Source organism: Achromobacter sp. Bel (assembly GCF_012928505.1).
Classification (GTDB): domain Bacteria; phylum Pseudomonadota; class Gammaproteobacteria; order Burkholderiales; family Burkholderiaceae_B; genus Achromobacter.
This window is the reverse complement of sequence record NZ_JABBJN010000052.1, coordinates 18,993-41,519: the sequence shown is the minus strand read 5'-3', so window position 1 is coordinate 41,519 and position 22,527 is coordinate 18,993. Positions and strand designations below refer to the sequence as shown.

At 62.7% G+C, this 22,527-nt stretch carries 21 protein-coding genes; 6 read left to right on the top strand and 15 right to left on the bottom strand.

Features of this window, described 5'->3' with window-relative positions:
* Together HG262_RS24885 and paoA are read right to left on the bottom strand one after the other, a co-directional pair.
* Window positions 1-838 (bottom strand): xanthine dehydrogenase family protein subunit M (locus tag HG262_RS24885; RefSeq protein WP_169273548.1); only part of this gene is annotated, 838 nt, incomplete at its 3' end.
* Window positions 835-1,488 carry an aldehyde dehydrogenase iron-sulfur subunit PaoA gene (gene paoA / locus HG262_RS24880; protein ID WP_169273547.1) on the bottom strand — a complete coding sequence of 218 codons (654 nt, stop codon included), beginning with the start codon at window positions 1,486-1,488 and terminating at the stop codon, window positions 835-837. The genes HG262_RS24885 and paoA, both read right to left, overlap by 4 nt.
* Window positions 1,489-1,777: 289 nt before the next feature.
* Between paoA and HG262_RS24875 the strand changes: the two genes are divergently transcribed.
* Window positions 1,778-2,734 (top strand): glycosyltransferase family 9 protein, encoded by a 957-nt coding sequence (locus HG262_RS24875; RefSeq protein ID WP_169273546.1) that lies wholly within the window; start codon window positions 1,778-1,780, stop codon window positions 2,732-2,734.
* Window positions 2,709-3,827: a glycosyltransferase family 4 protein gene (locus HG262_RS24870; protein ID WP_169273545.1), complete on the top strand. Its 1,119-nt coding sequence runs from the start codon at window positions 2,709-2,711 to the stop codon at window positions 3,825-3,827. The genes HG262_RS24875 and HG262_RS24870 overlap by 26 nt, the downstream gene beginning before the upstream one ends.
* A gap of 409 nt (window positions 3,828-4,236) precedes the next feature.
* Here HG262_RS24870 and HG262_RS24865 read toward each other — a convergent pair whose 3' ends face one another.
* Together HG262_RS24865 and HG262_RS24860 are read right to left on the bottom strand one after the other, a co-directional pair.
* Complete coding sequence (locus HG262_RS24865) at window positions 4,237-4,515, bottom strand: hypothetical protein (protein ID WP_169273544.1); 279 nt, start codon at window positions 4,513-4,515, stop codon at window positions 4,237-4,239.
* 102 nt (window positions 4,516-4,617) lie between these two features.
* Window positions 4,618-5,115, bottom strand: a complete 498-nt coding sequence (locus HG262_RS24860; protein ID WP_169273543.1) for a low affinity iron permease family protein — start codon at window positions 5,113-5,115, stop codon at window positions 4,618-4,620.
* Window positions 5,116-5,270: 155 nt separating this feature from the next.
* Here HG262_RS24860 and HG262_RS24855 point away from each other — a divergent pair, with 155 nt between their 5' ends.
* Window positions 5,271-5,507, top strand: coding sequence for a CrpP-related protein (locus HG262_RS24855; protein WP_169273542.1), 237 nt, complete (start codon window positions 5,271-5,273; stop codon window positions 5,505-5,507).
* Between the two features lie 599 nt (window positions 5,508-6,106).
* Here the strand turns inward: HG262_RS24855 and HG262_RS24850 are convergent.
* From HG262_RS24850 to HG262_RS31230, 7 genes are all read right to left on the bottom strand, one after another.
* Entirely contained in the window at window positions 6,107-6,508 is a 402-nt protein-coding gene (locus HG262_RS24850; protein ID WP_169273541.1) for an SHOCT domain-containing protein, read from the bottom strand.
* A gap of 137 nt (window positions 6,509-6,645) precedes the next feature.
* Window positions 6,646-8,178: a M81 family metallopeptidase gene (locus tag HG262_RS24845; protein ID WP_169273554.1), complete on the bottom strand. Its 1,533-nt coding sequence runs from the start codon at window positions 8,176-8,178 to the stop codon at window positions 6,646-6,648.
* A gap of 104 nt (window positions 8,179-8,282) precedes the next feature.
* The gene (locus HG262_RS24840; protein WP_169273553.1) at window positions 8,283-9,944 is read right to left on the bottom strand and encodes an ABC transporter ATP-binding protein; all 1,662 of its coding nucleotides are present in this window, start codon (window positions 9,942-9,944) and stop codon (window positions 8,283-8,285) included.
* Window positions 9,945-9,969: 25 nt separating this feature from the next.
* A complete protein-coding gene (locus HG262_RS24835) occupies window positions 9,970-10,872 on the bottom strand; it encodes an ABC transporter permease (RefSeq protein ID WP_248293492.1) in 903 nt (300 codons plus the stop codon).
* Window positions 10,873-10,885: 13 nt separating this feature from the next.
* Window positions 10,886-11,827 carry an ABC transporter permease gene (locus HG262_RS24830; RefSeq protein ID WP_169273551.1) on the bottom strand — a complete coding sequence of 314 codons (942 nt, stop codon included), beginning with the start codon at window positions 11,825-11,827 and terminating at the stop codon, window positions 10,886-10,888.
* A 7-nt stretch (window positions 11,828-11,834) separates the two neighbouring features.
* Window positions 11,835-13,433, bottom strand: a complete 1,599-nt coding sequence (locus tag HG262_RS24825) for an ABC transporter substrate-binding protein (protein ID WP_169273540.1) — start codon at window positions 13,431-13,433, stop codon at window positions 11,835-11,837.
* Window positions 13,434-13,469: 36 nt separating this feature from the next.
* Window positions 13,470-15,719, bottom strand: coding sequence for a nitrilase-related carbon-nitrogen hydrolase (locus HG262_RS31230; RefSeq protein ID WP_211187763.1), 2,250 nt, complete (start codon window positions 15,717-15,719; stop codon window positions 13,470-13,472).
* On the opposite strand from HG262_RS31230, the gene HG262_RS24815 reads away from it, so the two are divergent.
* Window positions 15,708-16,967, top strand: coding sequence for a LysR family transcriptional regulator (locus tag HG262_RS24815; RefSeq protein WP_248293491.1), 1,260 nt, complete (start codon window positions 15,708-15,710; stop codon window positions 16,965-16,967). The genes HG262_RS31230 and HG262_RS24815 overlap by 12 nt on opposite strands.
* A 41-nt stretch (window positions 16,968-17,008) precedes the next feature.
* Here HG262_RS24815 and argE read toward each other — a convergent pair whose 3' ends face one another.
* The 4 genes from argE to HG262_RS24795 form a co-directional block, all read right to left on the bottom strand.
* The gene (argE, locus tag HG262_RS24810) at window positions 17,009-18,190 is read right to left on the bottom strand and encodes an acetylornithine deacetylase (RefSeq protein WP_169273539.1); all 1,182 of its coding nucleotides are present in this window, start codon (window positions 18,188-18,190) and stop codon (window positions 17,009-17,011) included.
* Window positions 18,191-18,237: 47 nt separating this feature from the next.
* A complete protein-coding gene (locus HG262_RS24805) occupies window positions 18,238-19,206 on the bottom strand; it encodes a LysR substrate-binding domain-containing protein (protein WP_169273538.1) in 969 nt (322 codons plus the stop codon).
* Window positions 19,207-19,385: 179 nt separating this feature from the next.
* Window positions 19,386-20,057 (bottom strand): DUF1028 domain-containing protein, encoded by a 672-nt coding sequence (locus HG262_RS24800; RefSeq protein WP_169273537.1) that lies wholly within the window; start codon window positions 20,055-20,057, stop codon window positions 19,386-19,388.
* 20 nt (window positions 20,058-20,077) lie between these two features.
* The gene (locus HG262_RS24795; protein WP_169273536.1) at window positions 20,078-20,491 is read right to left on the bottom strand and encodes a RidA family protein; all 414 of its coding nucleotides are present in this window, start codon (window positions 20,489-20,491) and stop codon (window positions 20,078-20,080) included.
* A gap of 317 nt (window positions 20,492-20,808) precedes the next feature.
* On the opposite strand from HG262_RS24795, the gene HG262_RS24790 reads away from it, so the two are divergent.
* Window positions 20,809-21,606 carry an Asp/Glu racemase gene (locus HG262_RS24790; protein WP_169273535.1) on the top strand — a complete coding sequence of 266 codons (798 nt, stop codon included), beginning with the start codon at window positions 20,809-20,811 and terminating at the stop codon, window positions 21,604-21,606.
* Between the two features lie 43 nt (window positions 21,607-21,649).
* Entirely contained in the window at window positions 21,650-22,441 is a 792-nt protein-coding gene (locus HG262_RS24785; RefSeq protein WP_169273534.1) for a transporter substrate-binding domain-containing protein, read from the top strand.
* Window positions 22,442-22,527 lie beyond the last annotated feature (86 nt).

Here is a 22,527-nt window from a genome sequence, read left to right as displayed (position 1 = left end):
AGTTGCCCCGGGGCAACTCGGCCTCGGCCGCTTCGATCCGCCACGGCTGAGGCGCCACGCCGCCCAGCGCGATCCGGCCGCTGCCGTCACGCTGCACCACCGCGCCCACGGCCACCAGGGCGAACGCGAACGACGCGCGGTCCCGCACTTTCCGATAGAAGTGCACGCCGCCGATCGGCTTGGGCAGCGTGACCGCCGTAATGAGTTCCCCCGCCTCCAACGCGTTGTCGATATGGGGCGTGTTTCCTGGCTGACGGTAAAAGTCCGCAATCGGGATCACGCGCCGGGAGCTGTCGGCACGCACGGTTTCGATGCGGGCGTCCAGCAGCCGCATGCCTACCGCCATGTCGCTCGGGTGCGTGGCAATACAGGCATCGCTGGCGCCGATCACGGCCAATTGCCGGGTGACGCCGCCGATGGCCGAGCAACCGCTTCCGGGCGCCCGCTTGTTGCAGGGCATGTTCGTGTCGTAGAAGTACGGGCAGCGCGTGCGCTGCAGAAGGTTACCGGCGGTCGTGGCGCGGTTGCGGATTTGTCCCGATGCGCCGGCCAGGATGGCGCGCGCCAGCACCGCATAATCGCGCCGGATGCGGGCATCCGCCGCAAGATCCGTGTTGCGCACAAGACTGCCTATCCGCAGGCCGCCTTCCTGCGTTTCGGTGATGCGGTCCAAGTCCAGACCGTTCACGTCCACCAGGTGCGTGGGTGTTTCGACTTCCAGCTTCATCAAGTCGAGCAGATTCGTCCCGCCCGCGATGAAGCGCGCGCCACGCACCCGCGCGGCACCGGCGGCCGCTTCAGCGGGCGTGCGGGCGCGCTCGTAGGTGAAGGGCTTCATGTTTTGCCCCCCGCCTTGCCCTGCGCGACCTCGACGATGGCGTCGACAATATTCGAATACGCGCCGCATCGGCAGATATTGCCGCTCATGCGTTCACGGATCTCGTCCACGCCAAGCGGCGGGCGCTCGGTCAGGCTGGCGCTGACGTGGCTGGGAATGCCCTGCTCGACCTCTTCCAGCATTGCGACGGCCGAGCATATCTGCCCTGGCGTGCAGTAGCCGCACTGATAGCCATCATGCTTGATGAACGCGGCCTGCAGCGGATGCAGCGCCGTCGGCGTGCCCAGCCCTTCGATGGTCGTTATGTCGGCCCCGTCATGCATCACGGCCAGCGTCAAACAGGAATTGACGCGCCTGCCGTCCAGCAGCACCGTACAGGCGCCGCATTGCCCGTGGTCGCACCCCTTTTTGGTTCCGGTCAATTGTAGATTTTCCCGCAGGGCATCCAACAGCGTGGTGCGCATGTCCAGCGACACTGCGCGCGCGGCGCCGTTGACACGCAGCGTCACCGTGACAGCCGTGGGCAGCACGGCGCCTTGCGCGGCCTGCTGCGCGCAGGCGACCGACGGGGTGGCCATCGCCGTGGCCGACACGGCGCCGGCTTTCAGCAGATTGCGCCGAGTGATCTTGATTGAGAGCGAATTTTCCAAAACAACCCCTTTGTTGGGCCGGACAGGATGCGGGCCATGCCGCAAGCGGCGGCGTCTGGCAGCAAGCGGCATTCCCGGCGCATCCGCGCCTGTCGGCAAGACGCGTGCCTGAACCGGACACACTGGCGAGCGCTAAAGGCCACAGCAGAAAGTGTGTAGTTGTTTAAAGCGCGCCCGTCCGCTTCTTCACACTCCTTAAAGGGATTCAAGAAAATCCCGGGACGCTTCCCGATACATTGCCCGCCAGCGGTCGCCCGGCCGCATCGCAAGCGAGGGAGGGAGGCCGCCCGTGTCGGAAATCGTTGTCTATGTCAGAAGCCAGCCGCAACTGGGCGACCAGATCGTCGCGCTGCCGACGCTGTATCAGTTGAAAAAATGGTGGTCTTCCAGACGCATCAAGGTGGTCGCCCGCGACGATGTGGGCGGGTTCTACCAGTCGTTGCCCTGGGTGGATGAATTCGTGCGCGCGTCCACGTTCGGCGATTACCTGCGCACCCTGAAAAAAGAAACCCGGGTATCGGTCAGCCTGCATCACAGCAGCGAACGTTTCGGTCTGGTCAATCTGCTGCGCCTGCCGTCGATCCGGCTGGGGTTCCGCAATGCGCGGATCAGCGATCTGATCTGGACGCATTCCCATCGCAAGGACACGGGCGAATACATCGGCCAGGCGAATCTGCGCCTGCTGGCCGCATACCGCCCGTTCGACCCTGAAAGCGCGGCCCGGGAGTGCTTCCAGGCGCTGGGTGGAACACACCTGCGCACCATTCAAACCGCCGATGTGGTGATGATCCCCGGCGGGGGCGCGGGCGCGTTCAAGCGATGGAGCCTGACAAACTACCTGCGCCTGGCGGACCGACTGAAGCGGCTGCTGGGCGGCGGCACGCGTTTCCTGTTCGTGCTGGGCCGGCAAGAAGCCGCGGAACGCGACGCCTTGGAGGCCATGCAGCGCCCCGACATCGCTATCGCCTATTGCCGGCCGGTTCCCGAACTTAGCGCCATCATGCTGCGCGCGCGCCTGGTGGTGGCCAACGATTGCGGCCCCTCACATATCGCCCAAGGTGCGTGTGTGCCCTACGTCGGGATATTCAACGAACCGAACCCCGAATGGTTCTGGCACCGTGCCGGATCGGCCGCCGTCGTTCCGCGACATCCACACGACGGCATCGACGCCATAACGCCTGACGACGTACTGGGCGCGTGCCGCAATGTACTGGAGCATCATGCGCATACTGCATACGCTGGCTGAATACAGCCTGGGCGGACTGGAATTCCGCACCTTGGAGCAGGCAAGCTGGCTGCAAAGCCATGGCTACGACGTCGCGATCGCATCCCCGGCAAGCAGCGCCGTCAGCCGCCAAGCCCGCGAGCGCAACCTGACAACGGTGGACATCAACTTCAAGCCCGCCTATTCGCCGTCGACGGTGCTGACGCTGCGGCGCGCCATCAAGGCGTTGCGCATCCAGGTCATCGACAGCCATAGCCGCGCCGACGGCAAGACCGCCGCGCTTTGCCGAGACCTGTGCGCGGTCGTCAGGACCCGCCATTTCGCCAAACCCATGCGAACCTCGCCGCGCCGCCGGCTGGAATGGAAGATCGGCTGTGATCACGTCATCGCGACCAGTAACGTCGGCAAACAGGAATTGGTGGCGGCACGCCTGGTTCCCGAAGACCGGATCAGCGTGGTAGGCGAGTGGGCCCGCGACGATTTCTTCGGTCCGGCCAGCACGCCCGATGCGTCCCTGCGCGTACGTCAAGACCTGGAAATCGCCGCGCCCGAAACCGCCTACGTCATCGCCACGGTCGGTATGCTGCGGCCGGAAAAAGGCCAGGCTGACCTGTTGCGCGTTGTGCAATGGCTACGCGTCCAGGGCGTACCCGCCGTCGGCCTGGTCGTAGGCATGCCAACGGCGGGCACCAAGCCTTATGCCTACGAGCTGTACCGCTTGGCGGTGGATCTCGGGATTGCGGAACATGTGGTCTTCGCCGGCCATCGGACCGATGTCGCCGACATGATCAAGGCGGCCGACGTGGTCTTGGTGCCGTCGGCCACTGAAGCGTGGTCGCGCATCGTGCCCGAGTCATTTGCCGTCGGCCGACCGGTCGTCGCCAGCCAGGTCGGCGGCTTGCCTGAGATTGTGAGGCCCGGCCAGACCGGTTGGCTGGCCGCGCCGGGCGACGTCGCGGGCTATGCGGGCTGCATCATGCAGATCCGCAACCGCCCGTGGCTGGCCGCGGCCATCGTCGATAACGCCAGAAGGTTCGCGGAAACGAATTTCCGCTTGGGGGGAAAGATGTTCAGCACGCTCGAGGCGTATCGGCGGGCCACGGGCGGCGGGTGATCCGGCAAGCCGGTCAACCGCGAATCCCCGTCACGATACGGATATGGCTATCGTTTTTTTCCTGGGCGTTCCTGCAGCCGGACTTCTGCGGCTGACTCCACTGCAGAAAAACGTCCTTTCTCATCAGCACGATTATCTTTGCCTGCACTGGCGGCGTCACGCAGATTATCTCTTCGATTATTTTTTGCGATGGCCAGACCGCAAGCAAAGAAGCCACAGACACTACCCACGCCCTGTTCAGCATCCCGGATTCGCATTTCTACACGGACCGCGCAGTGTAGAGAGAGATACAAAAGGCCGCCGCTAGTAAACGCAAATAAAGTGGACAGAAAGTATCTAACCCGTTAACTATGTTTCGATTTATTCCGCAATATAGTTTCCCAGGTTTTCGCACGACGGCGTCACCCGCTTACTGGGCAAACGCGCGGCGAAGCCGTTCCAATTCGGCCTTGTTCAGGCGCTTGGCTTCCTGCTCCGCATAATTGCGCTCACCGGCGTCATACGATCCTTCGTAAATGCACCGGCTGCGCAGAAACTTGCAGTTGTCGCTGACCACCCGCTCGGAGGCGGCGCTTGAACTTGCGCCTGAACCGGAGCTTGATGCCCCGGGGAGGATCGACGAACACCCCGAAACGAGTGCGACGAGTAAAAGCGCCACCGTATAGCGACTCAGTGTTTGAATGGACATCTTCCTGCCTGGATAGCTGTTGCAGGCATCTTTATAGCAAGCTCCGGCCGCGATAGGGGTTCCAAAAAGTACCGGGCGGCCCGTGCGGAAGGGACTTGCCGGCTATTCGGCGCGCAAGACCTTGCGGCGCACGCGCAGACTGCCGCGCATCGTGCCGCGCCGGTCATCGGCAGGCCGGTCCCCGCGCCTCTTGCGCCGCTCAGACCGCGCCTGCAGCCTGGCTCGCGCCGTGCAGGCCGCCGCCAGCGCGAGCAGCTTGTCTTCGTCCAGCCGTTCGGCATCCACGAGCCCCTCGTCCGCCCCCTTCAGCGCGATGAGCAGTTCGTCCAGTTTCAGGTGCAGCGCCTGACCGTCCTTGTTCTGGCTCTGTTGAATCAAAAAAACCATCAGGAACGTGATGATAGTGGTGCCGGTGTTGATCACCAGCTGCCAGGTTTCGGAATACCCGAACATGGGGCCGCAAGCCGACCAGACCAGCACCGCACCCAGCGCCAAACCGAAGGCGACGGGAGAGCCCGCCCACTTCGTGACATGGGCGGCAAAGTGATCAAAGAACCTGGCGACGGCATTGCTCTGCCGACTGTGCTTTTTTTCGGGCATGGCCGTCTCCACGGAAGGAATCGTCGACCCCGAGCAAGTTCCGTGCCGCAGCCCGGTCGGTTGCACTAGTCCGTATAGCGCTGCAACACTATTGCAGGACCGCCCACGGCTGCGTAATACTGATTGCCCACTCATCTACTTTTGGAGGTGCGGCAATGCACGATGACATCCGAAAGCTGGGCGCCCAAGCCGCTCGTGATGGATTGACGTTGTGGGATTGTCCCTACTATCAGGCGGCCGTCATGCCGGGGCACACCGGGGAACCGATTGCCGAATGGCGCGAAAAAGTTGAGGCCTGGGAAGCAGGATGGATGGCCGAAACGAAATCCTGGAAACCTCCTAACGAGCTCGTCAGATATGTACCGCGTGCAACCGAAAGACGCCGTCATTGAATGATGCCCGGGGGGTGCCTGGGGTGACGCATAGGATGACGGCAGGATGCTTTCGGCCTGGGCGCCTGGTTGCTGGTGGCGGGCATGGAGAAAACGATGAATCTTTTTTATGCGAGCAGTGCGCCGCGTGAGCCTGGCAAAGGCGATCCGCTCCCCCCTCAACATCCCGCGGAGATCCCGCCTGCCCAGCCAAAGCGGGACGATCCTCCGCAGCGAGAAGGCGGAAAGCAAGCCCCCTGGCCACCCGATAGCATCCCGAACCCCATGCCCGGTGTCGACCCTCAACAGACGCCGGGCATTGACCGGCTAGGATCCGCCTGCGCCCGCGTGGCTAACCGCTAAACGGTGGAGGTCTTCAAGGACGGCCGCCCGTGCTAGATTTGACGCGGCACGCCCAACTGGCGCGAATGTTCTTGGAGACTCACCGCAATGGCCATATTCGGCGCATTTGTCCTGCTTCACGGCATCATCCTATTGCCCTTTCTGCTTTAGCTACGCGCACACGCCTGAAACCATCGGAGATCGAGCCGGGGAAAATGTCCGATGGCCCCGCATGGGTCTTTGCCCTTGCCGGGACCTGCGAAGCAGCCGCAAAGCCTTCAGGGTTCGCGGCCGTACTTCTGCCGATAATCCCTCTCCATGCGCTCACACGTGCTGGCGACGAACTGTTTGTCGGACGCGCTTAACGATTTTCTTTCGTAATCTTTCCAGCATAGGGCGATGCCGCCTCTCAGGGCAGCCTCGGGCTCTGCCTGCCCCGAATTCCTGCCCATAACGCTGAAAATCAGAATCGCCCCGAACAGGCCTCCGATCACGAGCACCGCCTTGCCAATAAACGGCATGCCTTCTTTCTGCTTGGCTGCCGAGGGAATCGCTTCAGCAGGCTGAGGCGTTACGAGTGCGTCCAGGATTTTCGCCTTTGCCCGGTCGAACTCTTCTGCACTGAGCACGCCACGATCCCTCAAGGCGGCCAGCCTCTCCAATTCGTCTACGTCGGTCATTCATCCCTCACCGCTAACGGTTTTACCAAGCCTCTGGATCGCCCGTTGAAAAAATTACTTGGGCGATTTGACCGCGAGACTATAGCCGACCACCGTCAACTGGGGACGCGACGGCCGACGCCCCCGCTTCCGGAACCTTAAACCGATTCCAGCTCGCGCGTCCCCGCTCTGAACTGCGCGAACGTGGGGCCGCCGGGATGCATGCGCAGGTTGTCGCGCAAGTTGGTCCAGGGCAAATCCAAGGGATTCATCGGCATCGGTCCCGGGGCCGCGCAGATCAGGATGTCTGCCGCGATGGGTGTGAAATCCGCCCGGAAATGCGTTGTGCTCTTGAGCACCAGGATGTTCTGCTGGGTAGGTTCGATTCCCACGTAGCGGAACATGGCCTGATCAGCCATCTGCGCCTTATGGGACGCCACGACTACGCGCACTTCGCCAATACGCAAGCAGGCGCTCGGCCCCAGCTCCATGCGAAAGCCGGAGTAAAAGGGACCGGTTGCGACAAACTTCCCATCGGACAGCCGCTCCACCAGGAAATCCGCCTCGAAAGGCGCATCGCCTGGAATCCGGGAATGGCCGCCGAGCGCGATACGCACCGTTGCCCCCTCCCCCGCCTTGTGCGCCAGCAGGGCCGCCTGGGGATCCACCATCAACCCCAATGCGCTGCCCGGCAAGTTGTAACGCACGAGCGCGCGCAGAATTGCCGTGGTGTCGGAGTCGCCGCCGGCGCCGGGATTATCTTGCGCGTCCGCAATGACGACCGGTTTATCGGCGCTGGCAGCCAGCGCCGCCGCATGCAGCACCGCTTCTTCCGGTGAATACAGCTTGCCCGCAAACGCGGCTTCGGCCGCCTCGACATCCGCGCTCAGCGCATCCGCCGCGGCATCCGCCGCCGACTGCGTATCGGCATAGGCCCACACGAGCGCGCCACAGTCCGGAAAATCCGCGGCGGGAAAGCCCATGCAAAAGGACATGCTGGAAATTCCCGCTGCGGCCTCCAGCGTTTCAAGACGCTCGTAAAGTCCTTTGGCCGGCATGGCCATCGTGCTTTGCCAGCAGGTTGGCAGCAAATAGGAAATGCGGCGGGCGGCGACCCTCGGACGCGGCATGCCGTCGAAGCGCTTTTGCATGAAGGCAAACGCGCGGGCGCCCGTATCAGCCATGTCCACGTGTGGATACGTGCGATAGGCGATCAGTGCATCTGCCTCTTCCAGCATGCGCTCGGTCACGTTGGCGTGCAGGTCCAGGCTGGCGACCAGCGGCACATCCGGCCCGATCAGTTCGCGCACGCGGCGCAGCACTTCCCCTTCCCCATCGTCGTAATGCTCGGCGACCATTGCTCCATGGAGATCAAGATAGACCCCGTCCACAGGCAGCGCAGCGGCGATGTCCGCAAGCAGGATCGCCGCAATGCGCTCGAAGGCATCGCGCGTGACGTGCGCCGAAGGGCTGGCGGCACACCACAACGTGGGGATCAAGGTGTGCGGGTGTCCACGCGCCGCATCCGCAAAGCCCGCTGCGGGGATATTGGCTCCCTGGATAGCCGGGAAGACTTCCTCGCCGCGCGCCATGCCGGGCCAGCCGCCCCCCAGTTTGAAGGCGTCCCAATCTGCCTTGCTTGGTGCGAACGTATTTGTTTCATGCTGAAAGCCGCCAACAATAATGCGCATCTTGCGCTCCTGTGCAAAGGGAAAAACAGTTAGATCACCGACATGCCTGGACGAGAGGCCCAGCCTCGATCCGGGTCCTGTGAATTGAATGCTTGGCCAGCGCTTCATGCCGCGCGCAAGGCGCGGAAATTGCGGAAATCCCAGTCCCGCCCGGGTGCCGCCTCGATCAATTCGCGCGTGTATGCCTGCTGGGGAGCCGTCAACACGCGGGCGGCAGGGCCGGACTCAACGACACGCCCCTTCTGCATGACAACAATGCTGTCGCAGATCTGGGCTGCCACGCGCAAATCGTGCGTGATGAACAGGATCGCCACGCCCGTACGGGCACGGATCTCCTCCAGCAGCTTGAGAACCTGATCCTGTACCGACACGTCCAGGGCGGAAACCGCCTCATCGGCCACCAGCAGATCCGGTTCCATCACGACAGCGCGCGCAATGCACAGGCGTTGACGCTGCCCCCCCGAGAACTGGTGGGGATAGCGCTGCATCACATCGCGCCCCAGACCCACCAGTTCCAGTGCCTGCGCGGCCTTCTCGCGGGCGTCGGCGTTTGCGACGCCAAAGTTGACCAAGCCCTCGATCAACGAATCGCCCACCTGACGCCGCGGATTCAACGAGCGATAGGGATCCTGGAAAATCATCTGCACACGGGTCCGCCGCAGTCGCATCTGGGCACTCGAAACCCGCACGATGTCCTCGTCCTTGAGAAAAATGGCGCCCGCGCTCGGCTCAATCAACCTGACGACACAGCGTGCGACGGTCGACTTGCCCGATCCCGATTCACCCACCACGCCGGCGATTTCACCGCGTCTTACCGTCAGGGCCACGTCTTTGGCTGCCGCAACCACACGCGCCGCGCCAAAAAAAGGCTTCTCCGTGTAGGTCTTATCGAGTCCCATGATCTCCAGCACTTTCTCTCCGCTGGGCAATGGCCGCTGCTGCGGCACAAGGCTGGGCACCGAAGATACCAGCATGCGTGTATACGCTTGCGACGGCCGGGCAAGAATCTGATCGCGCGTGCCTGTCTCCACGACGCTGCCCCGGTTCATGACCACGATGCGATCGGCAATCTCGGCCACCACGCCGAAATCGTGCGTGATGAACACCACGGCGGTGCGCTGCCGTTCCTGAAGCTCCCGGATCAGCGTCAGGATCTGCTTTTGCGTGGTCACGTCCAATGCGGTGGTGGGTTCGTCCGCGATCAGCACTTGCGGCTTCAGAATCAAGGCCATCGCAATCACAATGCGCTGGCGCTGCCCGCCAGACAATTGATGCGGGTAGGCGTTGTAGACCCGCTCGATGTCCGGCAAATGCACCGACTCCAGCATCGCCAATACCTGTTTACGCCGCTCGGATGCCCCCAGGCGACTGTGCAAGCGCAACACCTCGTCAATTTGCCGGCCCACCTTTTGTACCGGGTTCAACGCCGTCATGGGCTCCTGGAACACCATGGCGATCCGGGAAGCCCGCAGGGCGCGCAGTCGGTCAGGCGTCGCCCGCAGCACATCATCATTGCCAAGCAGGATGCTGCCGGCCGTTGCGGTCAGCACGCCCTTGGGCAGCAGTCCCATGGCGGCCAACGAGGTCACGGATTTGCCCGAACCGGATTCGCCCACCACGCACAGGGTTTCGCCGGGATAGACCTCGAACGATATGTTCTCGATCACCGGACGACGGGCGGCGCCATGGCCAGCTTGCACGGTGAGTGCCGAGATCTTCAGCGCAGGCGCCTGGCTCGTCTCGCGAGTAGCGGATGTCGTTTTCATACAGTCGTGATTCCTCGGTAAACCATCAGAAGCGGCGCGAGAATCGCGGATCGAGCGCGTCGCGCAACGCGTCGCCAAGAATGTTCACGCTCAGCACGGTCAACGACAACAAGAGTCCCGGATACAGGATCAGGCCTGGCAGCATCTGGAAGTACACGCGCCCCTCGGCCATCACATTGCCCCAAGACGGCGTTTCCGGCGGAATCCCCGCGCCCAGAAAGCTCAGTACCGACTCCGTCAGAATCGCCGCGGCGAAGATATAGGTGCCTTGCACGATGAGCGGCGCATAGGTATTGGGCAGCATGTGCCGCAGCACCAGAACCGGCACCCGGGTGCCCAGCGAAATCGCCGCTTCAACGTAGGGTTCGTTGCGAACGGACAGGATGACGCTGCGCACCATACGCGCAACCCGGGGAATCTCCGGAATGGAAATCGCCACCAGCACCGTGAACAGACTGGCCCCGGACAAGGACACCAGCGCAATCGCCAGCAAGATGCCGGGAATGGCCATCACGCCATCCAGAAAGCGCATGATGACGGTGTCGGCGGACTTGAAGTATCCGGCCAGGATCCCCAGGACCAAGCCAGCCAGCAGGCTGGCCACGACCGCCCCCAATCCCACCACCAACGACACACGCGCGCCAAAAAGCGTGCGCGAGTAGACATCGCGGCCATACGCGTCGGTACCCAGCCAGTGCTCGGCGGACATCGGCTTCAGGCGTATGGCTGGATCCATCAGCGTGGGATCCACGGTCCCCAACCACGGGGCAAAAATCGTCCCGACCAGCAACAGGCTCAATAAGGCGATAGCCAGCATGGCCGGCCAGGCCGACATGGTGGTTTTGAGTTGCCCCAGGATCGAAGACGTGGCGGCAGCCTCGACGGCAGGCGCGCCAGGCGCCGGCAAAGATGAAGTCGTAGCAGACATGGCGTGCGCACCTTTAGTAACGAATGCGCGGATCAAGAACGGTGTACGAAAGATCGATCACCAAATTGATTCCGACATAAACCAATGAAAAAAGCAGGATCATGGCTTGGATGACGGGATAGTCCCGCGCCAAGACGGCGTCCACGACCAATCGCCCCAGGCCGGGAATGTTGAACACCGATTCCGTCACCACCACGCCGCCAATGAGCATCGCGATACTGACCCCGATGATCGTGACGATGGGAACGGCGGCATTGCCCAGGGCATGACGCAGCAACACGCCGCTTTCGCCCAGCCCCTTGGCGCGTGCCGTGCGCACGAAGTCTTCCTGCATGACTTCAATCACACTGCTGCGCACAATGCGCGCGATCAGGGCGACATACACCGTGCTCAAGGCGAGCGTCGGCAGGACCAATCGTTGCGCGAACTGCCACCCGCCCTCGGACATCGGCTGATAGCCCTGCACGGGGAACCAGCCTAGCTGCATCGAAAAGACCAGGATCAACACGTAGCCAATGATGAAGACCGGCACGGAGAACCCGACAACCGAGCCTGCCATGATGGCGCGATCCAGCAGTTTTCCCTGCCGCCAGGCCGCCACCACACCCAGCGGAATCGCGACCAGCACCGTAAAGACGATGGTGGACAGCGACAACGCGACGGACGGCCCGATGCGGTCGGCGATAAGACTGGACACCGGCGCATCGGAAATCAACGAGGTGCCCAGATCTCCCCGCGCCAGTTGGCCTACCCATATCGAAAACTGATCCGGAATGGACTTGTCCAATCCCATGTTCTTGCGTATTTCGTCTATCTGAGCCGAGGTGGCCCCGTCGCCGGCAATGATTGCAGCGGGATCCCCTGGCGTCAGACGCAACATGGCAAAAACAATGATGGCGACCACCACCAATACCGGAATGACGGAAAACAGGCGCTTCAAAAGAAATCCAGGCATGGCCGACTCACTTACCGGTTTTCTGAAGGTCCCAGAACACGGGAACCGGCGCGACCACCACACCTGTTATTTGCTTGCCCGTGGCGGACAGGTTTGAAAACTGGCCCAAGGGCACGATGACACCTTCATCGATCACCAGTTCCTGGATCTCGTCGGCCAGGCGCTTCTGCACGGCCGGGTCATTCGTGCGCGCAAACTGTGCGCGGCGCTTTTCGATTTCCGGCACGTCCGGCCAGCCGAACCAGGCATCCTTGCCGTTGGCCGCCACGCCCATGAACGCAAGCGGGTCCCGGATATCCGGAATTACCGTATAGGTGCCGAAGATATTCCATCCCCCCTTGGCGGCCGGTTCGTGAGAAGCGCGACGATTAAGCACCGTCTGCCAGTCCATGGACTGCAGGTCCACCTTGAAACCGGCCTTGCGCAGCGATTGCGCAACCACTTGCAGGATAGGCGCCGAACCCGGATTGTCGGAAGGCATCAAGATCACGACCGGCGTGCCGTCGTACTTCGCCTCTTTCAATAAGGCCGCGGCCTTTACCGGATCGCCCTTCACCAGTTTTTCGGCGCCGATGCTGCTTTCGTAGGGGCCGCCGCAGCCAAATACGGCGGGGCACGTCTGGAAGTACTTGGGATTGCCGATCTGCGCCTGCAGCACCTCTTTCTGATCGACCGCCAGTACCGCGGCTTGCCGAATCAGCTTGTTGTTAAACGGCGGCTGCTCGAAATTGAAGCGGATCTCGGATTGCCCGCCTTGCGAGGTCAGGACGTGCACGTTGATGTCTTTATTGCCTTCCAGCATCGGCAACAGATCGAAGGGCGCCTTTTCGAGGAAATCAATTTCCTTGTTGATCAGCGCATTCACCGCCGTCATCTGATCCGGCATGGTCACCCATTTGACCTTGTCCACCTTGACGACCTTTCCTCCCGCCAAGCCGCTTGCCGGCTCCTTGCGCGGCACATAGTCCGTGTTCTTCACGTAGACCACCTGCACGCCCGGTTTGTATTCCTCGGTCACAAAGCGGAACGGACCCGAGCCGATGGTCTCCTTTATCGGTTGCGACGGCGGCGTATTGGCAACGCGCTCGGGCATCATGAAGGCGGGGATGGCGCTGGGCTTGGCCAAGGCGCGCACCGCCAGATCCGTGGCCTCGGAAAAGCGCATGACAAAGGTCTTGTCATCGACCGCCTCGATACCGGACATCATCGACGCCATCATCTGGCCCATCTTGTCCTGCGACGCCCAACGCTTGATCGACGCGATGCAGTCGGCCGAGGTCACCGGCTTGCCGTCATGCCACTTCAGCCCCTCTCGCAAGGTGAAGGTATAGGTCTTGCCATCGTCCGAGGCTTTCCAGGACGCAAGCATCTGAGGCTGGATCTTGTTGTCCCCGTCCAGGGAGAACAGGGTGTCATACACCATGTAGCCATGGTTCCGGACGATATAGCCGGTGGTGATCACCGGGTCCAATGAACGCAAAGCGGCATGCATCACTGCCGTCACGGTCTGCGCCTGAACGGGCGCCAATGCGGTCGCGCCGAACACCGCGCTGGCGGTCAGCGCCAGGCGTACTGCCTGCAATGCCATCGATTGCTTTTGTGCCATGTTTTTTTCCCCTTGGTCTAAAAGAATGAAAGCTGCTTAGAAGTAAGTGCGAATGGCTCCCACCACGTCATACCGCTCGTCCACCATCAGAATGGCCTCCCACTTGTCGAACGTCAGGCAGGGGTGCGAAATGCCGAAGCACACCATGTCGCCCACGCGCAAGGGCGAATCGGCGGGAACGCTCATGTGGCAGTGCTGGTCATCCAGACCCGTCGCCACGTGGTCTGGCGACAAGGAGGAAGGCGCCGCGCCGGCTGCGGGTACGGCATTCGCGGCCGGCCGGAACCACCCCATCACGGGGGGCATGTGGTCGGGTGAAATATCGCGCTTTCCCAGATTGACAATGACCTTGCCCGACTCCGGCCGAGACTGCACATAGCCCCAGACTTCCAGCGCCGGCCGCAAACCATGGCCCAGGCTGGCAACATCCGGACTGCGATCCTTCAAGCGAGCGAAGGCCTCTTTGTAGAGATGTGAATCGTGCGTCAGATAGCAGCCGCTACGGGTCAACACCATGTGCTCGCGCGACAAGCGCAGCGAGGAAAAGTGCCGGGTCACCAGGTCGTAGAAAGACGAGCCGCCGGCGCTCAGCAGAATCGGGCCGTCGGCAAATGCCTGCTGGGCTTCACATGCCTGCACGGTGGCAATCATGCGGGCAAGGAAGGCGGCGATCTGCGTTTCCACATCCTGGTCGGGCAAAGGCTTGATCAAGCCCTCGAATCCTTCCACCCCACGCAGGGCCAGGTAAGGGGACGCGTGCTTCAACGCGGCAATCACCTCTTGCACGCACGCATCGTCTCGGCACCCGGTACGGCCGCCGGCATACCCCACTTCAAGCAGCACCTGCAAAGGCCTGCCGACATCGGCCTCGCGGGCCGCCTGCGCCAGGGCTTGCACATGCGCCGCGTCGTCCACCAGGCAATAGAAATCGAAGCTCGGATCGTCGCGCAACGCCTGCAGGATGTATGCGACAGATTGTTTGCCGACCAGCTGGTTCGCCAATACGATCCGCTTCGCGCCGAACTGGCGTGCGACCTGAACCTGATGGCAGGTCGCCAAGGTGATGCCCCAGGCGCCATCGCGACGTTGCAGATCAAACAGCTGGGGGCTCATCGTGGTCTTGCCGTGGGGCGCGAAAATCGAGCCGCGCTCTTCCAGGAACCGGCGCATCCAGTCGCTGTTGTGATGCAAGGCGTCTTGCCTGATCACGGCCAGCGGCAGCGGCAGATCCTCGCGCAAGACGTTCCATCCCTGCTTGGCGATGTCCTCGACGGGCACCGGCCCGATCAGGCCCGGCATTCCTTTCACGCAGGCATCCAGGGGAGCATGCGCGCGCGTGGCTGCTTTCTTGTTCAAGGCTGGACCCACGCCCTTGCGCTCGACAATCAAGCCGTAGTGCTGCGGCTCGCGATGGCGCTCGAAATCAAAGAATGTCTCGCGATACACCTTGCTCATGTCCAGATCGCAGCGCGCGGTCACGAGTTCGTCTTCGAGCGTTGTCGCCATCGCCACGATTTCGCCGGAAGGCGCGATGATGGCGCTCTGCCCGATCATCTGGGACCCCTCTTCGCGGCCGCACTTGGCCGTGCCCACCACCCACGTGCTGTTCTGATACGCCCCCGCCTGCATGGCCAAGTGGTTATGGAAATTGGACAAACCATCCACCGCGCCGTCGCCGGTATGGTCATTGGGCGTGTTGTAGCCCAGCACCACAAGCTCCGCGCCTTGCAGGGCCATCACCCGATAGGTTTCGGGCCAGCGCCGGTCATTGCACAAGCACATGCCCACCACGCCGCCAAAGGCATCCCATACGGGAAAACCCAGATTGCCCGGTTCAAAATAACGCTTCTCCAGATGCTGGGCATCGCGGCCGGGCTGCGGCTCCGCATGCCCGGGCAAATGGATCTTGCGATACTTGCCAATGATTTCGCCATCTGCACCGACCAGAATGGACGTGTTGTAGTGGTGCGTCTTGCCGTCTTCGACGGCCAGCTCCGCATACCCAATATAGAAGCCGATGCCTAAGGCGCGCGCCTCATCGAACAAGGGTTGCGTCTGCGCGTTTGGCATTTCGGCCTCGTACCAGGCGTCCAGCTCGGGGCCGCTTTCAATCAGCCAGCGCGGAAAGAAGGTGGTCAGGGCCAGCTCGGGAAAAACCACGAGTTCGCAGCCGCGGGCACTGGCTTGCCGAAGCAATGCGATCAGCCGCTTGACCACCGCCTCCCTGCCCTCTCCCCTGGCAATCGGGCCAAGCTGCGCCGCGCCGATCGTGATATGCCGTGCCATCTTCATCTCCGTGAGGTCGACCTGCATGTGGTCGCTGATGGCTGCATAGTCACCTTGATCAGAAGGCGATACAAACGACTTATACTGGCCCAGCCCATTAGCCGCACTAATCTCAGGCCGGACAATCGCCGGGATCGGGCAAAGCACGATTTGCTGCACCGCGATGAGGTTTTTTTCGCACCGTCTCATGCCAATCCTGCACCACGCCGGGGAACGGCCACCCAACTAACGAAGCAGATGATGAAGACGCGTTTCTCACCCTCTCTATTGACTTGGTTGCGCTGCTTCGAGGCCGTTGCGCGCTGCGGCAGCTTCACGCGTGCGGCGCAGGAACTTCACATCACCCAGGGCGCCGTAAGCCAACAGATCAAGCAACTTGAAGGTTGGCTTGAAGTCCCCGTGCTCCAGCGATTACCCCGGGAAGTCCTGCTTACCGCGGAAGGCGAACGATTGCGTTGCGTGGTCAGCGATGCCTTTCGCTGCATGGATACGGTCATCGGTGAAATCCGCCAGGAACGCATTGCCGCGCCCATGGAAATGATTTGCGCGCCCTCGTTTGCCATGCGCTGGCTGATGCCCCGCATGGGAGACTTTTTTCGATGCCATCCTGATATACCCCTACGCGTGCAGGCCGAAGTGCAGCCCCTGGACGATAAGCACCCTCCTGGCAAACACATCGACGCCATGATTTGCTTCACGCCCGCGCAGACGGCACCCGCCGAGGGCGTGGCAATGCTCGATGAATGGATCTTCCCCGTCGCCAGTCCGGAATTCCTGGCTGCGCACCCCGAGATCCTGACCCCTCAAGACCTGCGGCCGAATTTCCTGCTGCACGACGACTCTGCCTGGTCGGGCGCACCCGCCCTGATCGAATGGCGCACGTGGCTGGAACATGCCGGCGTGGATCTGCCGGACTTGCACCTGGGTCAACGCTTTAACCTGTCGCAATTGGCGGTGGGCTCGGCCATGACCGGGCAAGGCATCGCGATGGGACGCGCAGCGATCGTTTTCGAAGATGTGCTGGCAGGCCGCTTGATCGATGTGTTCGGCATCTTCGCGCCCTCGCCCGCGTCATACTTCTTCGCGACCGCGCACCAGCCGTCCGAACAGATCGCCGCGCTGCAGGGCTGGATGCTTGCCGAGGCCGATGAATTCCGCCACCAACGCGATCAGCATTTCGCGCAGCATGCCGCCGTCACCCGCCATGCCCCGTCCATGCAATTGCAGATGCGGAACAGCGGAAGCTGACCTTGGAACGCAACCCTTTTCGTTGCCCGGTGTATGGAGCCTCAGGCCGGCGCCATCAAATACTGCGTCAATTTCTCCATCATGGCGTCGCAGGCCGCCAGCTGGGAGAGCTCGACGTATTCGTCGGCCTTGTGCGCCACGTCGATGCTGCCCGGCCCACAGATCAGCACGGGCGTGCGCGCCCAAAGCGCCTGGAATAATCCGCCTTCGGTGCCGAACGCGGCCTTGGTGAGCGGCGTGTGCGGCGGCAGCCACGAGGCCAGCAACGCGACGCCCGCGGAGTCCTCCGGCGTGGCAAGGCCAGGATAGCTATTGACTGTCGTGACTTGGGGCGGCTCAGCATCGGGCAAGGCGCCCGCGGCACGCATTTTCGCCCGGGTGAGTTCCAGCACCCGCTCCAGGATCTGGTTCGGGTCGTCCTGCGCAACGTTGCGGATCTCGAAATTGACTTCGCATTCCGCGGGCACGATGTTCAGCGCCGTGCCGCCTTTGATGGTGCCCGCATGCACGGTCGTGTAGGGCACCTCATAGCCGGGCTCGCGCGGCCCGTGTTCGGCAAGATCTTGCTGCACGTCGCGTAGAGCGCTGATCAGGTCGCTGGCCGTATGGATGGCATTGACGTAATGCGGCGCCAGCCCGGAGTGGCCCGCCTGGCCGCAGCACAGGGCCCGGTAGGCCGCCTTGCCTTTGTTGCCGGTGCCGATCTTCATCAGCGTCGGCTCACCCACCACGCAGAGCAGCGGGGCCGGTTTCATGTGCTCCAGTGCGCGCAGCATGTGCCGCACCCCCACGCAGCCAATTTCCTCGTCGAACGACAGCGCCAAATGCAGTGGCCGCGCAAGCGGCAGACGGGCCGCGCGGATCATGGCCATCACGGCGCAGGCGACGAAGCCCTTCATGTCCGCGCTGCCCCGCCCATAGAGGCGCCCGTCGCGTTCGGTCGCCTCGAAGGGCGGCGAGGTCCAGCGCTGGCCCATCACGGGGACCACGTCGGTGTGGCCCGACAGCACGATACCCGGCACGTCAAGGGGGCCCACGGAGGCGAACAGATTGCTGCGCCTGGCGTCCTGCGGATCCGCCACCAGCGTGGACGCGATGCCCGCCTGCGCCAGCAATGCCCGAACCCGGTCGATGAGTTCGATATTGGGCGTCAGCGTGACGGATTCAAACGCGAGCAGCTCGCGCAATAGATCTGGACTGTTGTCCGGAGTCGGTGTGCTCATGACATGGACCTGCAAGGTTGCGAGCGGCACGCGGGCGCGCCGTCCGTTCAGTTGTTTTCGGGAGGCGGCACATAGGGGTCGAAGAAGCTGCCTTCGCTCATGCCTGGAATGTATTGATCAGAGATATAGGCGCGGCAGCGCTGCATGAATACCTCGGTCAGGCGCGACGGTTTCATCGGTTTGTAGGTCGTCAGCCCAAGCAGCATGGGGCGGTGCTCGCCCACCAGGCGCAGCCGCACCAGCCGCTTTCCATCCAGGGCTTGCGTAGACTTCGGCCGCACGTTGAACAGCGCATAGCCGATGCCGTTGGCGACCATGGACCGCACCACTTCTTCGGAACGCGAACGCGCCACGATGTTCGGCTCCAGGCCGACCTTGGCGAACAGCGACATGAAGTATTCACGGCTCAAGGGCAGGTCCAGCAGCACCATGGGCAAGCGGGCCAGCTCCTCCAGCGTCACCGCGATCTGCTGCGACAGCGGATGCAATTCGCTTACCACCACATGCGGCGGCAGGCGCGCCAGCGCCTCGAACGAGATTTCGTCGCCCAGCCTCAGGTCGTAACTGAGCGCGACGTCGATCTCCAGGGAATGCAGCTTGTCGATCAGCAACTGCTGGTCGCCTTCGACCATGTGCAGGTCGACTTTGTCGAAGGCGCGCGAGAACCCGAAGATCACCTCGGGCGCGATCATGGCCGTGAGCGACTGGAAGCAGCCCACGCGCAACGTACCCTGAATGGTATTGCTGGAGACGGACGCGATCTTGTAGAGACGCGACGCGCGCTCGAGCAGGTCTTCGCATTCGCCCATGACCTGTTGGCCGAGCACCGTCAAGGCCAGGCCCTTGGACGGGTGCCGGACGAACAACTGCACGTCCAGCTCGGTTTCGACATGTGCGATGGCGGCCGAAATCGAAGGCGCCGAAATGTGGATCTGGCTGGATGCCGCAGCGATACTGCCGTGCTTGGCCGTGGCGACGAAGTACTCCATCTGGCGCAGCGAAATGCGATTGAGCATAATCCGAAGTGAGAAAACTGGAGCAGGCTGGAGGGAGGTGGCGTTCCAGCTGGCGGGCCGCCACCGTGGCCCGGCGCCGGCATGCGCCGCACCGAGGAAAAATGTCTCCACTATGCCCGGACAGCGGGCATGGCGCTCCTCGGGTTTTCTCGCACTTGCCCCGCGCCAGCCACAGGCTGTCACAGATTACCTGGCACGCCGAAACTCGGCGCAGCGCGCGGATCCCTGGCGCGGGTGATGTAGTCCTGGATCTGCGGCTCGTAGACAGTCCAGGCCTCGTAAAGCGTCTCGACGGGGCATTGTTCCACCCAGTCCATGCGCAGATCGACGATGGGCCAATCCAGATCCGCCACCACCAGCAGCCCGGCCGAATGGACCGGCCCCTCTTCGCCGCCGGCAGCTTGACCGGCCAACATAGCCTGCATCAGACGTTCGGCCAGCGAGCCCGGCGTCCTCTCGAATGCGGACAGCATGGCCGCGGGCACATCCAGCGACGCCAGCATATTGCCGGCGCAGGCGGCGTGCTCGCCTTTTGCGCTGGCGAGCCGGCCTAGCGCGTTCGACCCCGTGAAGATCGCCGGCGCCTGCGTGGCGTCGATAGCCATCAGTTGCCGGTAATTGATGAAAGGACGTTCGGCCAGGGACTGCAGCGCGCGCTCGGGCGAATGGCCCTGGTCCATCGCATCGAGAATGAGCGGCCCCAGGGCCGGGTCGGTGATGTTCTGGCTGACCGCCGCACCCACGCCAGCGCGCGCGCGGACGCAACGCGCCGCCACTGCGGGAGACGAGGACGAGACGGCCGCGCCGAATTGGCCTGTGGCCGGACAACGGGCGATGATCGAGAAAGTCATGACCTGGGCCTCCTGAGGCGTCAATCTGGAATAACAGCCGTCGCGTCGATTTCCACCAGCCATTCGGGGCGCGCCAATGCCGACACCACGATGCCGGTGGACACCGGGAACACTCCCTTGAGCCACTTGCCGACCACCAGATAGACCGCTTCGCGATACCGGGGGTCGATGATGTAGATCGTGATCTTGCAGATGTCCTGCAGTTCGCCGCCGGCCTCCTTAAGCAGGATGTCGATGTTCTTCATCGCCTGCTCCGCCTGACCCGAGGCATCGCCGATGCAGACGCTTTCGGACGTGTCCAGGTTCTGGCCGATCTGCCCACGCAGAAAGACGGTGCTGCCGCGCGCGACGACGGCCTGGCACAGATCGTTGTCGAGTTTCTGTTCCGGGTAGGTTGCCTTGGTATTGAAGGTGCGTATGCGCTTGTGCTTCATGGCTCGACTCTTTATTAGGGTTTATCCGGAGGCCCCGCGCCTGCCTGGCTGGCGGCGTCGCATAAGGCCGTGACCTGCCCGCTGATGGTCGGCCCAAGCGGGGCGGCAGCCTATTTGTTTTTTCCGGCGTCCCGTCTCGGAAATCCTGACGTGGGCGGCACTCGCGGCGATGCGCCTTCGCCATGCCTCGGGGCGCCTCGCCCGGCCATCAGGAAAATCTATCCATGCCAACGGAAAAGGCGACTTGGTCGCTCGGATCGCGTCTCTCATCATTGGTTTTCGCTAGCCGAAGCAACCTCTCTTTGCAGGGAAACCGGATGAACACTGCCTCAACGCCCCTACCCGCTGCCTATCCCCGATTCCGCTATGACGGCTCTGGCGATCTTGCCCGCATCGGGCTGATCTACATCGCCTCCAGCGTCGTGATGGAAGAAGAAATGTGGGCTATGTCCGGTCCGGGGGTTTCTACCCATACCGCGCGCATCAAGCTGCCCAAGGTCACCGTGCAGGGCATCGAGGAAATGATGAATGCGCCGGAACTCGAACAGGCCGCGCGCCTGGCCGGCGCGGCGCCCATCGACGTGCTGCTGTTCGGCGGGACCAGCGCCTCGTTTCTGCACGGCACCGCCTACGACCAGGCGCTTATCCAGAAGCTGCGGCAATGGGTGCCGGGGCCGAAGATCACCACGGCGTCCACCGCCACGCTCGCGGCCTTGAAGCAGGTGAAGGCTGGCAAGGTTGCGCTCGCCACGCCGTATCTGCCGGAAATCCATGAGCGCGCCATCCGCTTCCTGCAGGAAAACGGCCACGAGGTCGTCAGGAGCGCCTGCCTGGGCATCTCGGACGATCACGCCCTGGCCGAGGTGTCCCTCGCGAAGGTCTATGACCACGTGATCTCGGTCGACCATCCCGATGCGACCGCCATCTTCGTTTCGTGCACCAACTTCCGGACCGTCGGGGCCATCGAGGCGCTGGAACAGAAACTGGGCAAGCCGGTGATCTCGGCCATTCAGGCGTCGTTCTGGCACTGCCTTGAACTGACTGGCGCGGCAGGCGCCAAGCCCGGTTACGGGTCGCTGTTCAACGCAAACCTGACCAAGGCCAACACGATGTAAGCGCTTCGCCACGGCGGATAACCAATAAACAAGGGGAAAAAAGATGCATCTGCACAAAACCATTACGGCGCTGACACTCGCAAGCGCTTCGTTATTCGTCCTGACGCCGGCCCATGCCGAGAAGCTGGTGCTTGGCAACGAGGGAAGTTACCCCCCGTTCAGCATGGTCGATCCCTCGGGCCGCCTGACGGGCTTCGAACCCGACCTGGCGCGCGAAATGTGCAAGCGGATGAAGGTCGATTGCGAAATCGTCGTCATGGACTTCAAGGCCCTGATTCCAGCGCTGCTGCAGAAGAAACTGGACGCCGTGGTCAGCCAGACCAAGCCGCTGCCGGAACGCAAGGAAAAGGTGCTGTTTGGCCGCGCGGTGCTGTTCAATCCGGATTCCTACGTGGTACCGGAAGCGAAGAACTACACCTTCACGCCTGAAGGGCTCAAGGGCGTTCGCATCGGCCTGCAACGCGGATCGGCGCAAGCCAAATACGTGTCCGAGACGTTCGGCAACGGGGTACAGATCGTGTTCTACGACAACCCCGACCAGATCCGGCTCGACCTGGCCAACGGGCGGCTGGACATGAGCCTGGGCCCCAAGATCAGCTGGACCAACGAGTTCCTGTCCAAGCCCCAGGGCAAGGGTTGGAAATTCGCGGGCGGCGACTTGTGGACCGGTGGCGGCGAAGCCGGCTCAAGCTGGATCGCCCGCAAGGACAGCGGCGAACTGCTCAACCGCATGAACACCACGCTGGAGACCATCATCAAGGACTGCACTTTCACCAAGCTGCGCAAACCTTATATGGAAGTGGAGCTACTGCCCGAGGAAGCGGCCTGCCGCTAGCCGGATACGTGCCCCCGCCTGAGCCGCCCGCCACGAGGCCGGCGGGCCAGGCGGCATGTTTCATACGCTTGCCAAGGTCTGCGCAA

Excerpts from the sequence above, each read along its gene's own strand:
- HG262_RS24850 (WP_169273541.1), bottom strand. The coding sequence starts at position 6,508 with ATGACCGACGTAGACGAATTGGAGAGGCTGGCCGCCTTGAGGGATCGT.
- HG262_RS24845 (WP_169273554.1), bottom strand. The coding sequence starts at position 8,178 with ATGCGCATTATTGTTGGCGGCTTTCAGCATGAAACAAATACGTTCGCA.
- HG262_RS31230 (WP_211187763.1), bottom strand. The coding sequence starts at position 15,719 with ATGGCACGGCATATCACGATCGGCGCGGCGCAGCTTGGCCCGATTGCC.
- HG262_RS24785 (WP_169273534.1), top strand. The coding sequence starts at position 21,650 with ATGCATCTGCACAAAACCATTACGGCGCTGACACTCGCAAGCGCTTCG.
- HG262_RS24790 (WP_169273535.1), top strand. The coding sequence starts at position 20,809 with ATGAACACTGCCTCAACGCCCCTACCCGCTGCCTATCCCCGATTCCGC.
- argE (WP_169273539.1), bottom strand. The coding sequence starts at position 18,190 with ATGAGCACACCGACTCCGGACAACAGTCCAGATCTATTGCGCGAGCTG.
- HG262_RS24815 (WP_248293491.1), top strand. The coding sequence starts at position 15,708 with ATGCCGTGCCATCTTCATCTCCGTGAGGTCGACCTGCATGTGGTCGCT.
- HG262_RS24800 (WP_169273537.1), bottom strand. The coding sequence starts at position 20,057 with ATGACTTTCTCGATCATCGCCCGTTGTCCGGCCACAGGCCAATTCGGC.
- HG262_RS24860 (WP_169273543.1), bottom strand. The coding sequence starts at position 5,115 with ATGCCCGAAAAAAAGCACAGTCGGCAGAGCAATGCCGTCGCCAGGTTC.
- HG262_RS24835 (WP_248293492.1), bottom strand. The coding sequence starts at position 10,872 with ATGTCTGCTACGACTTCATCTTTGCCGGCGCCTGGCGCGCCTGCCGTC.
- HG262_RS24865 (WP_169273544.1), bottom strand. The coding sequence starts at position 4,515 with ATGTCCATTCAAACACTGAGTCGCTATACGGTGGCGCTTTTACTCGTC.
- HG262_RS24855 (WP_169273542.1), top strand. The coding sequence starts at position 5,271 with ATGCACGATGACATCCGAAAGCTGGGCGCCCAAGCCGCTCGTGATGGA.
- HG262_RS24840 (WP_169273553.1), bottom strand. The coding sequence starts at position 9,944 with ATGAAAACGACATCCGCTACTCGCGAGACGAGCCAGGCGCCTGCGCTG.
- HG262_RS24805 (WP_169273538.1), bottom strand. The coding sequence starts at position 19,206 with ATGCTCAATCGCATTTCGCTGCGCCAGATGGAGTACTTCGTCGCCACG.
- HG262_RS24825 (WP_169273540.1), bottom strand. The coding sequence starts at position 13,433 with ATGGCACAAAAGCAATCGATGGCATTGCAGGCAGTACGCCTGGCGCTG.
- HG262_RS24870 (WP_169273545.1), top strand. The coding sequence starts at position 2,709 with ATGCGCATACTGCATACGCTGGCTGAATACAGCCTGGGCGGACTGGAA.
- HG262_RS24830 (WP_169273551.1), bottom strand. The coding sequence starts at position 11,827 with ATGCCTGGATTTCTTTTGAAGCGCCTGTTTTCCGTCATTCCGGTATTG.
- HG262_RS24795 (WP_169273536.1), bottom strand. The coding sequence starts at position 20,491 with ATGAAGCACAAGCGCATACGCACCTTCAATACCAAGGCAACCTACCCG.